The organism is Rhodococcus sp. KRD162, from assembly GCF_017168335.1.
GTDB lineage: Bacteria > Actinomycetota > Actinomycetes > Mycobacteriales > Mycobacteriaceae > Rhodococcoides.
Genome location: NZ_JABFAU010000047.1, coordinates 1 through 12424 on the forward strand (window position 1 = coordinate 1; position 12424 = coordinate 12424).

Sequence of the window (12424 nt, forward strand, 5' to 3'; positions counted from 1 at the left end):
CATGGGTGGGATACGTGCGCGCTGCGTCCGAAGCGGGCATGGTGGGCGCACTCGCGGACTGGTTCGCGGTGACCGCGTTGTTCAAGCATCCGCTGGGCATTCCGATTCCGCACACGGCACTGATCAAGAAGAAGAAGGACCAGCTGGGCGCAAGCCTGAGTTCGTTCGTCGGCAGTAATTTCCTCGCACCCGAGGTGGTGTCGGAGAAAGTGGCGTCGGCGCAGATTCCGTTGCGGTTGGGTACCTGGCTCGCCCAGCCCGACAACGCCGAGCGCGTGGCAGCCGAGGCGGCAACGGTTTTGCACGGTGTCGTCGATGTGCTCAACGACGAGGACATCACCGCTGTGATCGACAGCACCATCGTGCGCCGACTCGCCGATCCGCAGTGGGGACCGCCCATCGGCCGCATCCTCGAGGAGCTGATCCGCGAAAACCGTCAGCTGCCGCTCATCGAGATGCTCGCCGAACGGGCCCATCAGTGGGCTCTGGGCAGCCAGGACATGATCGATCGCGTCGTCGCCCGGGATTCTCCGAACTGGTCGCCGAAATTCGTCGACACCCTGCTGGGGGAGAAGGTCTACAAGGAACTCGTCGAGTTCACCTGGAAGATTCGGTCCAACCCCGAGCACGAGGTGCGTCTGGCTGCGAACAAATTTCTCGTCGACTACGCCAACGATCTGCAGCACGACCCGGTGACCATCGACAAAGCCGAGAAGCTCAAGGCGCAGATCATGGGACGTGAGGAGATCACCGGGCTGGCTGCGGCCACCTGGAAGGTGGCCAAGCGGCTGATCACGGAGTCGGTCGACGACCCGACGAGCACCTTGCGCACCAAGATCAAGGAGAACACCGCCAACCTCGGGGTGCGGTTGCGCGACGACGAGGAACTGCGCGGGAAGGTCGACGGTTGGTTGCTCGGGGGAGCGAGCTACGTCGCGGAGAACTACGCCGACGAGATCACCACGATCATCGGAGACACTGTCGCTCGCTGGGATGCAGAGGAAGCCAGCAAGAAGATCGAGCTGCAGGTCGGACGCGATCTTCAGTTCATCCGGATCAACGGCACCGTCGTCGGTTCCATTGCCGGACTCGCCATCTACACGGTCTCGGATCTGATCTTCGGGCACTAGTGCTAGCAGAGTGCTTGCAATAGTTAGCACCCACGGGTACCGTCGTGGACGAACACCGAATCCAGGAGGCCGACAATGGCCGAGAACGAGGGAGATCTGGTCGCCAAAGCGACCGAAGCGACGCAGGTCGTCGCCGAGGCAGGCGACATGGTCGCCGCAGTGGTGACAACGGCAGCTCAGGACATAGGTAGCTACATCCGGTCGCAGCGAGAAGCCGCGCAGGTTTCCATGCGACAGCTCGCAAGCCGCGCCGGAGTGAGCAATCCGTACCTGAGTCAGATCGAACGCGGACTGCGTAATCCGTCCGCAGAGGTGCTCGCGCAGATAGCCAAGGGTCTGCGCGTCTCCTCCGAAGTGTTGTACGTCCGGGCCGGGATCTTGGAAGCGCGTCCCCACGGTCCGGTGCGCGAAGCTCTGCTCGGCGATGAACACATCACCGAACGGCAGAAGCAAGTGCTGATCGAGATCTACGACTCGTTCCGTGGTGAGAACGAGTCGACGCAACATCCAGAATCCGACGAACAGGAGACACCAGATGTCTGATCCCAAGAACTTCGAAAGCGTCAGGACGCCCATCTTCGCCGCCGTCGGTGCAGGCGATGCCGTCGTCCAGGCCGTCGCCGATGTCGTAGCGCAGGTCCGCTCTCGCGCCGAAAGTCGTACCAGCGAGGTCAACGCTCGCTTCGCCGACCTGTCCGAGGACGTCACCGAGGGTGTCGAGAGCCTGCGGGAGCGGCTGACGAATCTGCCCGCGGAGCTGCCCGACGAGATCGCCGAGTTGCGTGAGCGCTTCACCCCCGAGGAGTTGCGGAAGGTCGCCGAGGCATACCTGAAGGTTGCCTCCGACCTGTACACCTCGCTCGCCGAGCGTGGCGAAGAGACCGTCGAGCGCATTCGCCGCACCCCTGCCGTCGAAGAGGGTCTCGGCCGCGCCAACTCTGCCGCCAACGACGTCGTCGACCTCACCGAGCAGGCCCTCGGGACCGTCGCATCGCAGACCCGCGCGGTCGGCGAGCGGGCAGCCGCCCTCGCCGGCATCGCATCGGACAAGGTCCGTGAAGGTGCCGAGGAACTCGCCGACGACATCGACGAGGCAGGCAGCGAGGCCAAGGACAAGGCAATCGACGCATCGCAGAAGGTCAGCGGAGCAGCAGGCAAGGTCGAGGCCAAGACTCGCAGCGGTGCCAACGCGCCGGTCAAGAAGACTTCGGCTCCGGCCAAGAAGACCACGTCGGCACCGGCAGCCAAGAAGTCTGCACCGGCTCCGGCCAAGAAGGCTCCGGCGAAGAAGTCCACTCGCTAAAGCACTCGTAAAGAAACGACCCCGGCGCCGAGCGGTGCCGGGGTCGCTTCTCGTACACTGGCGAACGTGATTGCGAGCAGCTTCTCTCAGACGATTTTCCTGATCCTGCAAATCATCTCTATTGCCGGAGCAGCATTCGCGATCTTCCACGCGCTTCGCCAACGTCCCGACGCCTTTCCCGCCGCAGGCAAGCTGACCAAGAACGCCTGGCTGGGCATCCTGGCCGTCGGGCTGCTCCTGACGTTGATCGGCCCCATGGTCATCATGTTCTGGATCATCGGCATCGTTGCCATCGCGGTATACCTCGTTGACGTTCGACCGAAAATCGACGGCATTCAGCGCGGACCGCGCTGGTAGAGGTACACCTTTCGGCGCCCACGCTGTCGTGGGCGTAGCCTCTACCGAACCACACGGGGGTCACAGGTAGGGGGATTGTTCAGTGGTTTCACGCAAGGTAGTCGAACGCGCGCTGTTCGGAGTCGGAGGGCTGGCAGCGGCAGCCGCGGTCGGAGCATTCGCCGTCCGGCGCCGTAGGTTGCATTCGTTCACCAGGACAACCGACGTACGGCCCGACGAGCTGCTTCAGCCGCCGACGTTCGAGCCACAGGTCACCGAGGTCGTCACCGATGACGGTGCTCATCTGCACGTCCGTAGCTACGGCGATCCCGATGCCGAACCGATCGTCTTCAGCCACGGCTGGACCTGCTCCGCCGATTACTGGTTTCCGCAGGTCAATGCCCTTGCTGGGCGCTATCGCGTCATCGCGTACGACCAGCGTGGGCACGGACGCAGCGATGTCGGAACGCGACCGCTGAGCCCCGACGTGCTGGCCGACGACCTGGCGGCAGTACTGGCCGCGACGGTCACCGAGGACAACAAAGCAGTACTCGTGGGCCACAGCATGGGCGGCATGTCGATCATGGCCTGGGCCGGTAACTACCCCGAACAGGTCGACCGACTTGTCAGCGCAGTGCTGCTCGCCAGTACCGCAACCGACTCCCTGGTGCGGGAAACCACCGTCATCCCCCTGCCGCAGCACTTCCCGCGGGTTCCGGCTCCGGTGGGGCGCGCGGTACTGAGCTCGGCCCTTCCCCTGCGGCCGTCACCTGTCACTCGCCAAGCCATCAAGTACATCTCGATGGCACCGGGAGCGACTCCTGCCGAGGTGTCGTTCTGCGAGAAGATCGTGCTCGAATGTGCCCCACACACCCGCGGAATCTGGGGCGCAGCACTGAGCGATCTCGATATCCGCGAGGCACTGGAGAACATGTCCGTCCCCACCAGCGTCCTCGTCGGCTCGGCCGACCGCCTGACCCCACCGGTGCACGCTCGCAAACTCGCGCGTGCACTCGACGACCACAACCACTTGAGCAGGCTGATCGTCATCCCCGGTGTCGGACACATGAGCTCGGTGGAAGCAATCGACGAATTCAACACCGAAGTGGTGCGGCTCCGGAACCTCTAGAGGCTGCTAACTGAAGACGACGGTCTTGCTGCCGTGCACCAGGACACGATCTTCGAGATGCCACCGCAGGCCGCGGGAGAGCACGAGCTTCTCGATGTCGCGGCCCTGACGCACCATGTCGGCGACCTCGTCGGAATGGTCGACGCGGATGACGTCCTGCTCGATGATCGGACCGGCATCGAGCTCGGCCGTCACGTAATGGCACGTCGCACCGATCAGCTTGACGCCACGGGCGAAGGCTTGGTGGTACGGGCGAGCGCCGACGAACGACGGCAGGAAGCTGTGGTGAATGTTGATCGCCCGGCCGGCCCAGTGCGCGCACAGTGACTGGGGGAGTACCTGCATGAAACGAGCCAGCACCACCGCGTGCGGATCGTAGGAATCGACGAGAGTGCGCACCTCCTCGAACGCGGGACCGCGCTCGGCGGGGTCTTTCGCGAATTCGACATGATGAAACGGTGTGCCGTGCGCAGCGGCGATCGGCTCGAGCGACTTGTGATTACCGATCACCGCGGAGATCTGTGCCGGGAGCTCGCCGCCGGCAGCGCGTCCGAGCAGATCGTGCAGGCAGTGCGCTTCCTTGCTGACGAGCAGTACCACCCGCTTGGGCTCGCCCGAATCATGCAGTGCCCATTCGGTTTCCGGGCCGAGCTCGTCGGCCACCTGAGCGAAACGCGCACGGAGATCCTCGATGCTCATATCCACCGACGAGGCCCGAACGGCCTGCCGGGTGAAGAACCAACCGGTATCGGGATCCGCGTGATAGGCAGCTTCGACGATCCAACCACCGACTTCGGCGAGGAAGGTCGAGATGCGGGCGACGATGCCCGTCTTGTCGGGGCAACCGAGGGAGAGAACGAAGCGGCGATCCTCGGATACGGAAGAACTCATGCCGACGATTGTCTCAGGGCGTGCGGACCCCGGTTGCCACCAGTGTCCCCAGATCGATCGAATCGATACCCCGCTCGGTCAGCAGCGCCGAGAACTCGGAACGGATCTGCGCCCGGGTCGCCTCGTCGAACGCAGCGAGTGCGCCCCGCATCGCGCTGCCCAGCACCAGATCCCAGACGAACGACTCCGTTGCGGGAACATGGTTGGACAGCTCCACGACCTCGACATCGGTGGTTCCGGCCGCGGTGAGCCACGCAGACAGCAGTTCCGCCGTCTCCATCCGCCGGATCGGGTGCTTGTCGTAACCGTCCTGCGCGAGTGACCCGTTGTGCTCGCTCGGCGGCGAGTGCGCGCCGATCACCTCGACGTAGGTACTCGCGAACGCCTCGATCGCACCCTTGCGCCACACCGTCACCCCGACGCGCCCGCCCGGACGAACTACAGACACCAGCCGAGCGAAGTCCGCCTCGGGATCGGGCAGGAAGAAGATGCCGTACGAACAGGCCAGCGCGTCGTATCCGGCATCGGGGACCGTCGACGGCGGCTCCCACTCGGTGGCGTCGGCGGCGACGAAGTCGATGTTGCGCAGAGCGCGTTCGGTGGCCTTCACCCGGCCCACCTCCAACAGCTCGTCGGCCAGATCGACCGCGTGCACGATGCCGTCCGGTCCGACGGCGGCAGCTGCAGGAATCGCCGACGCCCCTGTGCCCGAGCACACGTCCAGAACCGTCTCGCCCGATGCCAACCCGAGCGCGAAGACCAGAGACTGCCCGGCCGGACCCCAGACCTGTGGCGTCAGAGCATCGAACTTCGGGCTCGTGGCATTGAAGGTGGCGGCGAGCGAGGCTGCGGTCATGAACGAAAATCGTAGACCGACAAGGCTACGAAATGCGGAGCTGTGAAAAGCTGGGATGCATGACACTCACCCGAGCCGACCTCGCCGCAATGGTCGACCACACGCTGCTCAAGCCCGAGGCCACAGCGGCCGACGTGGCCGCACTGATCGAGGAGGGCCGTGAACTCGGCGTGCTCGCCGTCTGCGTTTCGCCGTCCATGCTGCCGATTCGCGCGGAGGGAATGCTCACCGCCGTCGTCGCCGGATTCCCGTCGGGCAAGCACCATTCGTTGATCAAGGGATCCGAGGCGCGTCTGGCGGTGCAGCAGGGTGCGGACGAGGTCGACATGGTGATCGACGTCGGCGCGGCGATCGCAGGGGACTACAACGCAGTGCTGGCCGATATCGTGACCGTCCGTGAAGGCATCGGCAATGCCGTGCTCAAGGTGATCATCGAATCGGCAGCGCTGTCCGACGAGGCGATCGTCGAAGTATGCCGCGCTGCGGAAACCGCGGGGGCGAACTTCGTCAAGACCTCCACCGGTTTCCACCCGGCGGGCGGTGCGAGTGTCGAAGCCGTGCGGTTGATGGCGCAGACCGTCGGCGGGCGACTGGGCGTCAAGGCCAGTGGCGGCATCCGTACCACGGACGCCGCCCTGGCGATGATCGACGCGGGTGCAACGCGACTGGGGCTCTCGGGTACCCGTGCGGTGCTCGACGGGCTGAGCTGACCGCTCCCGCGTACCTGGGTTACGCGACCAGCGAGCAACCCTCGGGGGTCTGCTGATTCTGGTTCTGCTGCGTGGCCGGAATGGTGTACTGCCCACCTTCGAGGGTGAGTTCGATGCCGGAGTCGGTGACGGTCAGCGATGTCGGAGTCATGTCCAACGGGTACGTCTGCAGGCTGTCGGTGAGCACGCCGACCACGGAGTCGACCAGATCGGTGGGAAGGCCGAGACCCAGAATCGAGGCGTCGACGGTCTTGACCTCGACCTTGCCGTCGACGACCTGAGGCTTGACGGTCAGCTTGGCCAGCGCGCCGACAGCGAACTCGAGTGTTCCGGCCGAGGCGTCCGAGGTGACGCCCGAGACGAGCGCGCCGATGCCCTGGCTCTGCAGGGTGCGCGTGATGCCGTCGGTCGACCACGAGATGTCGGCACTCGAGCTGCCGATGGTGCCGCCGGAATCGGCAGTCTGGTTCAGATTCAGATCGTGTGCTTCGGCGTGGACGACCATGCCTTCGGCGGGGCCGAAGCGGGCGTCGTCGCTGTCCACGGTCACCGACGAAACCTTCTTGTCCACCAGGGACAGCAGCACCGGCTTGAAGCCGAGCCCTACCTCGACCTGGCTACCGAGTTCGGACTCGAGCTGGCCGGCCAGGCACGACTTGATCTGCTGGCGGACGAACAGCTCTCCACCGATGAGGGCGACGAGGAGGACGACAACGACCGAGACTGCAATCAGCGGCACTGTGCTGCGCTTGGCTGTGGATGACATTCCTGGCAGTCTTCCCGATGTTTCTGAGCAAGCTCTGTGAAACTGACGAACCCTTGTTTACGATGCCAAATTTTGTGATGTATAACACATTCTGACGTACGCTTGCGACATGAGTACGACAGGTCCGAGTGTGCAAGAACTGCACTCGCTCGCCACTCGTCAGGACGGCTACTTCACCGCCGAGCAAGCCGGCGAGCTCGGGTTCGATGCGGCAATGGTGCGCGTCAACCTGGCCACCGATACGTGGACCCGCGTCGAGCGCAACCTGTTTCGGCTCGGCCAGTGGCCGCACAGCGAACTCGAGGTGTTCGCGATGTGGTGTGCCTGGTTCGGCGGCGAGGCGGTGATCTCGCACCAGAGTGCCGCCGAGTTGCACGGATTCGGGCACCTGCACCCACAATTCGTGCATCTGTGCGCCTTCGGCGACCTACGCCTGAGCGATACCCGTCTCGCCGTTCACCGTTTGCGACTCGAACCTCGGGACGTCGAGTCGGCAGGCACGTTCAACATCACCACACCCGTGCGGACAGTGCTCGATCTCGCCGCCGGAGGCATCTCGCAGATCACCCTCGACGAGGTGGTGTGCGACGCCGTGGCGATCGGTCGCGTCGACCCGCAGGCCCTGTATGCAGAGGCGGCAGGCAACACCGACCGCGTGGCCGAACGGGTCGAGCTGGCACTGTCGGCCTGCACCTAGCGACGAGAAAATCGGGTGCAGTAAACCGCGCTGACCGCGGCCTACTGCACCCGATTTCACTCGTCCTCGGAGCGAGGGGCGACCGCCGACCAGGGCACCGTGAGCACGTTGTCTCGCATCCGCCTGCGGGGGATCGTGACTGGAAGTCCTTGTTCGGCAAGTATCTTCAGGGCCGCGCGCCAACGCAGGCGGGGTCCGAAGGTGGCAAGCGGGGCAGCGACCGACCACGCCCGATCGGCGCGCTGCAGCAGATCGTGAATGCGCTCGCCCTCGATGTTGCGATGTATCAACACCTTCGGGAGACGCTGGGCGATATCCGACGGCGTCTCGACATCGAACGGATCCCAGGCCAACGTCAACGACCGCGGCCCCTGGGCATCGAGCAGGACCCACGCGCAGCGGCGACCCAGCTCATCGCAGGTGCCGTCCACCAGCAGCCCGCCGGGTGCCAATCGGGACTGGATCCGGCTCCAGGCCGCCGGAACCGCATCCTCGGGATACTGGCGCAGAACGTTGAACGCCCGCACCAGATCGGGTCGAAGCCCGGCCAACTCGAAACCGCCGCGAGCGAACTCCACACCGTCCTTGCCCGGAACGACGCGGGCAGGGTCGATCTCGAGGCCCGTGACGCGCACATCGGCCCTGATGGTGCGCAACCTGCCCGCGAGCTCGAGAGTCGTATTCGGCATCGCCCCGTAGCCGAGGTCCACCACCAGCGGATCCGGGGATTCGAGCAGGACGCGTCGAACATCGGGGTTGTGCATCAGCGACCGATCGCTACGACGCAACCGATTGATGCCGGTGGTGCCGCGGGTGATGACGCCTTCAGGCCCCTTCAGTGGGCTAGGCGTTCTTGTCGAGCCAGTCGGCGGTCACTTCGCCCTCACCGCGCCACAGGTCGACGAGGTTGACGAGCATCAGTTGCTCGAGTTTGCCGCCGATGAACGGCAGGAAGACCTTGGCCTCGGACGAGGTGCGCAGCGTCGAACCGCCGTTGGTGGGAAAGAGCGAGGTGGTGCCCTTCAACGAACCCGGGCCCGCCGGGATCGACGCGTCGTAGTGACCTGCGGTGACTTCCTCGTACGCATCGAAATGCACGTTCCGGGTGATGATCATGTCCTTCTTCATCACCGTCTGTGCGATGTCGGGCAGTTCGGTGCGGGGAATGACGTGGTGCATGACGATGTCGATTCCGGCCTCGGACACCTCGAAGCTCTTCAGCTCGTTCTCCGAGTACTTGCGCATCTCTTCGATACGCGCGTCCCAGTGATCGCGGCTGGACAACGCGGCATACACCTGCTGCGTCGAGTGGGTGAACCGGGCGGAGTAGTTCATTCGGCGAGCCATACCGGAAGACGATACTTATTGTGAGGTCTCGGTAATCCAGTTGCCCGTGAAGTCCTGCTCGTTGTCGATCAGTGAGAGCACCTGCTCGCTGATCATCGCCTCGATCTTTCCGCCGAAGATGGGGACCTTGACCTCGGTGGTTCCCGACAGTGCGATGACCGTCGTATCGCCGACACCGTCGAGCGTCGTGGTGCCGGTGATGCGAGCCGGCGCACCCTCGACGGTGGCTCCGAACATCCCGTCGGCGTGGGTGCCGTCGAACGGCCCCCAGCTCTCGGTGCGTTCGATGATGAGATCGCCCTTCTTGAAGGCAGTCACCGCGGAGGGCAGCTCTTCTTCGGGAACGGACTGGATCATGACGACGTCGATGGTGCCCTCGCCGACGGTGACGCTCTTCAAGCTCGCACCGGGGCCGCCGATCTGTTCGATGCGGTCCTTCCAATACTGCTCGGAGGTCAGTGCAGCGTGAACCTGGTCGGCGGAGGCGGGCACAGTCGAGCTGTGCTCAATGGGGCGAGGCATTGACGCAGATTACCGGTGGATCCTCACACTACGAATGAGCGGTACCCTCGTCTACCGTGGCTACTGCAATTTCCGAGCTCACCACTATGCGACTCGGCGGTCCGGCTCGTGAGTTCGCCGTTGCGACCACCTCCGATGAGCTGGTCTCTCTTGTTCGCGACGCGGACGAGTCAGGAACTCCGGTACTTCTTGTCGGGGGCGGTTCAAATCTTGTCGTGGGTGACCAGGGGTTCGACGGTCTCGTCGTCAAGGTCGAGACCGCCGGACTCGAAGTTTCACACGACAAGCTAAGGGTTGATGCGGGCGTCGAATGGGATCGAGTGGTGTTGACCTCGCTCGACGCAGGACTCGCGGGCTTGGAGACTTTGTCGGGTGTGCCGGGTTCCACCGGTGCCACGCCGATCCAGAACGTCGGCGCGTACGGCACTCTCACTTCCGACCTACTCTCTGAATTGACGGTGTACGACCGCGAAACCCGGGTGACCAGGGCTTGGCTGCCCCAAGAATGCGGCTTCGGCAGTCACCGGCAGTCGGTCTTCAAACACAGCGACCGTTACGTCATCCTCGACGTGACCTTCGCTCTGGATGTGTCGACCACGTCCAAGCCCATCAGGTATTCGGGTCTGGCAGATCGGCTCGGAATCGACGTCGATGGTCTAGCGCCGGTCTCAGAGGTGCGTGAGGCTGTTCTGCAATTGCGCGGCGAGCGTGGCATGGTTCTCGATTCGGACGATCACGACACCTGGAGTGTCGGGTCTTTCTTCATCAACCCTGTCCTGACGCAGATACCTGACAAGGCGAGCGAGTCGCCGACGTATCCGGATCCGCTGGGAACCAAGCTTCCTGCGGCCTGGCTTATTCAGAACGCCGGCTTTGGACGCGGGTACGGGAAAGAGTGGGGCACCGGCTCCGTCGCGTTGTCGTCCAAGCATGTCCTGGCCGTCACCAACCGCGGCGGTGCCACCACCGCTCATGTCATGGCCTTTGCAGCGCATATCCGGGAGGGCGTCGAAAAGGCTTTCGATATCTCACTGGGTCCGGAGTGTGACCTTGTCAACTGCCGATTTGGATAGATATCGGCCGAATCCACGCTGGCGGACGCCTACCATCAGAAGTTCGGAAGTACGTCAGGAGGACGACAAGTGCAGGTCACAAGCGTCGGACACGCAGGTTTCCATATCAAGACCAGCTCAGGCACCATTCTGTGCGACCCGTGGGTGAATCCGGCCTTCTACGCGTCGTGGTTCCCATTCCCGGATAATTCTGAACTGGACTGGGACGCGCTCGGCGATTGCGATTACCTCTACGTCTCGCACCTGCACAAGGACCACTTCGACCCGAAGAACCTGGCCGAGCACGTCAACAAGGACGCCACGGTTCTGCTGCCGGACTACCCGGTGCTCGATCTCAAGCACGAGCTCGAGAAGCTCGGGTTCCACAAGTTCTACGAGACGACGGACTCGGTCAAACACACGATCGCAGGGCCCAAAGGTGATCTCGACATCATGATCATCGCGTTGCGTGCACCCGCCGACGGTCCAATCGGAGACTCGGGTCTGGTCGTCTCGGACGGCAAGACCGTGGCGTTCAACATGAACGACGCGAGGCCGGTTGACCTGGACGTCATGACCGAGAATTTCGGTCCCGTGGACGTGCACATGCTGCAGTACTCGGGTGCGATCTGGTACCCGATGGTCTACGACATGGTCTCGCGCGCGAAGAAGAACTTCGGCATCCAGAAGCGTCAGCGGCAGATGGATCGCGCCCGCCAGTACATCGAGCAGGTCGGCTCAACGTGGGTCGTCCCGTCGGCAGGCCCGCCGTGTTTCCTCGACGACGAGCTGCGCACGCTCAACGATGTCCACGGCGACCCTGCCAATATCTTCCCGGACCAGATGGTGTTTCTCGAGCAAATGCGACTGCACGGGCACGATAAAGGCCTGCTTATGATGCCGGGCACCGCCGCGACGTTCGACGGTTCCGAGTTGCTGTCGCACGAGCACCCGATCCCGACGGCCGAGGTCGAGGCCATCTTCACCACCGGCAAGGCCGACTACATCGAGGCCTACGCCCAGCGTCAGGCGTCGGTAATCGCCGCGGAGAAGGCAGCCTGGGCCCCGGACGAGGGCGAGCCACTGCTCGAGCCGATGCGGGGCCTGTTCGAGCCGATCATGGCCCAGACCGATCTGATCTGTGACGGCATCGGCTACCCCGTCGGAATCACGATGGGCGACGAAACCGTTGTACTCGACTTCCCGAAACGAATCGTGCGCGAACCGATCTCGAACGAGAAGTTCCGCTACAGCTTCACCATCCCGCCGGAGCTGGTACGCACCGCGATACGTGACCAGGAGCCGGACTGGGTCAACTCGATCTTCCTGTCCACCCGCTTCCGCGCCCGACGCGTCGGCGGCTACAACGAATTCCTCTACACGTTCTTCAAATGCCTCACCGACGAGCGCATCGCCTACGCCGACGGCTGGTTCTCCGAGGCGCACGACGACACCGCCACCATCGAAGTTGCCGGCTACGAGATCCAGCGTCGCTGCCCGCACCTCAAGGCCGACCTCACCAAGTTCGGCGTCGTCGAAGGAAACAAGCTGACCTGCAACCTCCACGGGTGGGACTGGAACCTCGACACCGGTCGCTGCTTGACATCCAAGGGTCACGAACTGCGGACCGAGAAGGTCGAGTAGTCGGACCCGCGGCAGGCTGGTAGACAACCAGCCATGAACAT

15 protein-coding genes are annotated in these 12424 nt (G+C 63.8%); 9 read left to right on the forward strand and 6 right to left on the reverse strand.

Annotation, left to right across the window (positions count from 1 at the left end):
- The 5 genes from J1M87_RS25175 to J1M87_RS25195 form a co-directional block, all read left to right on the forward strand.
- On the forward strand, positions 1 to 1130 hold a 1130-nt coding region (locus J1M87_RS25175; RefSeq protein ID WP_206492451.1), incomplete at its 5' end, for a DUF445 domain-containing protein.
- A gap of 75 nt (positions 1131 to 1205) precedes the next feature.
- Positions 1206 to 1673 carry a helix-turn-helix domain-containing protein gene (locus tag J1M87_RS25180; RefSeq protein WP_274611095.1) on the forward strand — a complete coding sequence of 156 codons (468 nt, stop codon included), beginning with the start codon at positions 1206 to 1208 and terminating at the stop codon, positions 1671 to 1673.
- A complete protein-coding gene (locus tag J1M87_RS25185; RefSeq protein WP_206492452.1) occupies positions 1666 to 2433 on the forward strand; it encodes a heparin-binding hemagglutinin in 768 nt (255 codons plus the stop codon). The genes J1M87_RS25180 and J1M87_RS25185 overlap by 8 nt, the downstream gene beginning before the upstream one ends.
- Before the next feature lie 66 nt (positions 2434 to 2499).
- Positions 2500 to 2790, forward strand: a complete 291-nt coding sequence (locus J1M87_RS25190) for a DUF2516 family protein (protein WP_206492453.1) — start codon at positions 2500 to 2502, stop codon at positions 2788 to 2790.
- Positions 2791 to 2872: 82 nt separating this feature from the next.
- Positions 2873 to 3898, forward strand: a complete 1026-nt coding sequence (locus J1M87_RS25195) for an alpha/beta fold hydrolase (protein WP_206492454.1) — start codon at positions 2873 to 2875, stop codon at positions 3896 to 3898.
- Between the two features lie 6 nt (positions 3899 to 3904).
- Here J1M87_RS25195 and purU read toward each other — a convergent pair whose 3' ends face one another.
- Positions 3905 to 4789 (reverse strand): formyltetrahydrofolate deformylase, encoded by an 885-nt coding sequence (gene purU, locus J1M87_RS25200; RefSeq protein ID WP_206492455.1) that lies wholly within the window; start codon positions 4787 to 4789, stop codon positions 3905 to 3907.
- Positions 4790 to 4802: 13 nt separating this feature from the next.
- Entirely contained in the window at positions 4803 to 5645 is an 843-nt protein-coding gene (locus tag J1M87_RS25205; protein WP_206492456.1) for a class I SAM-dependent methyltransferase, read from the reverse strand.
- A 59-nt stretch (positions 5646 to 5704) separates the two neighbouring features.
- Between J1M87_RS25205 and deoC the strand changes: the two genes are divergently transcribed.
- The gene (deoC, locus tag J1M87_RS25210) at positions 5705 to 6355 is read left to right on the forward strand and encodes a deoxyribose-phosphate aldolase (protein ID WP_374222423.1); all 651 of its coding nucleotides are present in this window, start codon (positions 5705 to 5707) and stop codon (positions 6353 to 6355) included.
- 19 nt (positions 6356 to 6374) lie between these two features.
- On the opposite strand, the gene J1M87_RS25215 is transcribed toward deoC, so the two are convergent.
- A complete protein-coding gene (locus tag J1M87_RS25215; protein WP_206492457.1) occupies positions 6375 to 7121 on the reverse strand; it encodes a DUF2993 domain-containing protein in 747 nt (248 codons plus the stop codon).
- Between the two features lie 109 nt (positions 7122 to 7230).
- On the opposite strand from J1M87_RS25215, the gene J1M87_RS25220 reads away from it, so the two are divergent.
- On the forward strand, positions 7231 to 7818 hold the full coding sequence (locus J1M87_RS25220; protein ID WP_206492458.1) for a type IV toxin-antitoxin system AbiEi family antitoxin: 588 nt from the start codon (positions 7231 to 7233) through the stop codon (positions 7816 to 7818).
- 56 nt (positions 7819 to 7874) lie between these two features.
- On the opposite strand, the gene J1M87_RS25225 is transcribed toward J1M87_RS25220, so the two are convergent.
- From J1M87_RS25225 to J1M87_RS25235, 3 genes are all read right to left on the reverse strand, one after another.
- Positions 7875 to 8582, reverse strand: a complete 708-nt coding sequence (locus J1M87_RS25225) for a class I SAM-dependent methyltransferase (protein ID WP_241257451.1) — start codon at positions 8580 to 8582, stop codon at positions 7875 to 7877.
- A 79-nt stretch (positions 8583 to 8661) separates the two neighbouring features.
- Positions 8662 to 9165 (reverse strand): DUF2505 domain-containing protein, encoded by a 504-nt coding sequence (locus tag J1M87_RS25230; protein ID WP_206492459.1) that lies wholly within the window; start codon positions 9163 to 9165, stop codon positions 8662 to 8664.
- A gap of 15 nt (positions 9166 to 9180) precedes the next feature.
- Positions 9181 to 9687, reverse strand: coding sequence for a DUF2505 domain-containing protein (locus J1M87_RS25235; protein ID WP_206492460.1), 507 nt, complete (start codon positions 9685 to 9687; stop codon positions 9181 to 9183).
- Between the two features lie 56 nt (positions 9688 to 9743).
- On the opposite strand from J1M87_RS25235, the gene J1M87_RS25240 reads away from it, so the two are divergent.
- Both J1M87_RS25240 and J1M87_RS25245 read left to right on the forward strand, forming a co-directional pair.
- Complete coding sequence (locus J1M87_RS25240) at positions 9744 to 10760, forward strand: UDP-N-acetylmuramate dehydrogenase (RefSeq protein ID WP_206492461.1); 1017 nt, start codon at positions 9744 to 9746, stop codon at positions 10758 to 10760.
- Between the two features lie 69 nt (positions 10761 to 10829).
- Positions 10830 to 12383, forward strand: coding sequence for an MBL fold metallo-hydrolase (locus J1M87_RS25245; RefSeq protein WP_206492462.1), 1554 nt, complete (start codon positions 10830 to 10832; stop codon positions 12381 to 12383).
- Positions 12384 to 12424 lie beyond the last annotated feature (41 nt).

What these genes read in the sequence shown, in the direction of transcription:
- J1M87_RS25180 (WP_274611095.1), top strand. Translation starts at nt 1,206, where the DNA reads ATGGCCGAGAACGAGGGAGATCTGGTCGCCAAAGCGACCGAAGCGACG.
- J1M87_RS25215 (WP_206492457.1), bottom strand. Translation starts at nt 7,121, where the DNA reads ATGTCATCCACAGCCAAGCGCAGCACAGTGCCGCTGATTGCAGTCTCG.
- J1M87_RS25205 (WP_206492456.1), bottom strand. Translation starts at nt 5,645, where the DNA reads ATGACCGCAGCCTCGCTCGCCGCCACCTTCAATGCCACGAGCCCGAAG.
- J1M87_RS25220 (WP_206492458.1), top strand. Translation starts at nt 7,231, where the DNA reads ATGAGTACGACAGGTCCGAGTGTGCAAGAACTGCACTCGCTCGCCACT.
- purU (WP_206492455.1), bottom strand. Translation starts at nt 4,789, where the DNA reads ATGAGTTCTTCCGTATCCGAGGATCGCCGCTTCGTTCTCTCCCTCGGT.
- J1M87_RS25235 (WP_206492460.1), bottom strand. Translation starts at nt 9,687, where the DNA reads ATGCCTCGCCCCATTGAGCACAGCTCGACTGTGCCCGCCTCCGCCGAC.
- J1M87_RS25230 (WP_206492459.1), bottom strand. Translation starts at nt 9,165, where the DNA reads ATGGCTCGCCGAATGAACTACTCCGCCCGGTTCACCCACTCGACGCAG.
- deoC (WP_374222423.1), top strand. Translation starts at nt 5,705, where the DNA reads ATGACACTCACCCGAGCCGACCTCGCCGCAATGGTCGACCACACGCTG.
- J1M87_RS25185 (WP_206492452.1), top strand. Translation starts at nt 1,666, where the DNA reads ATGTCTGATCCCAAGAACTTCGAAAGCGTCAGGACGCCCATCTTCGCC.
- J1M87_RS25225 (WP_241257451.1), bottom strand. Translation starts at nt 8,582, where the DNA reads ATGCACAACCCCGATGTTCGACGCGTCCTGCTCGAATCCCCGGATCCG.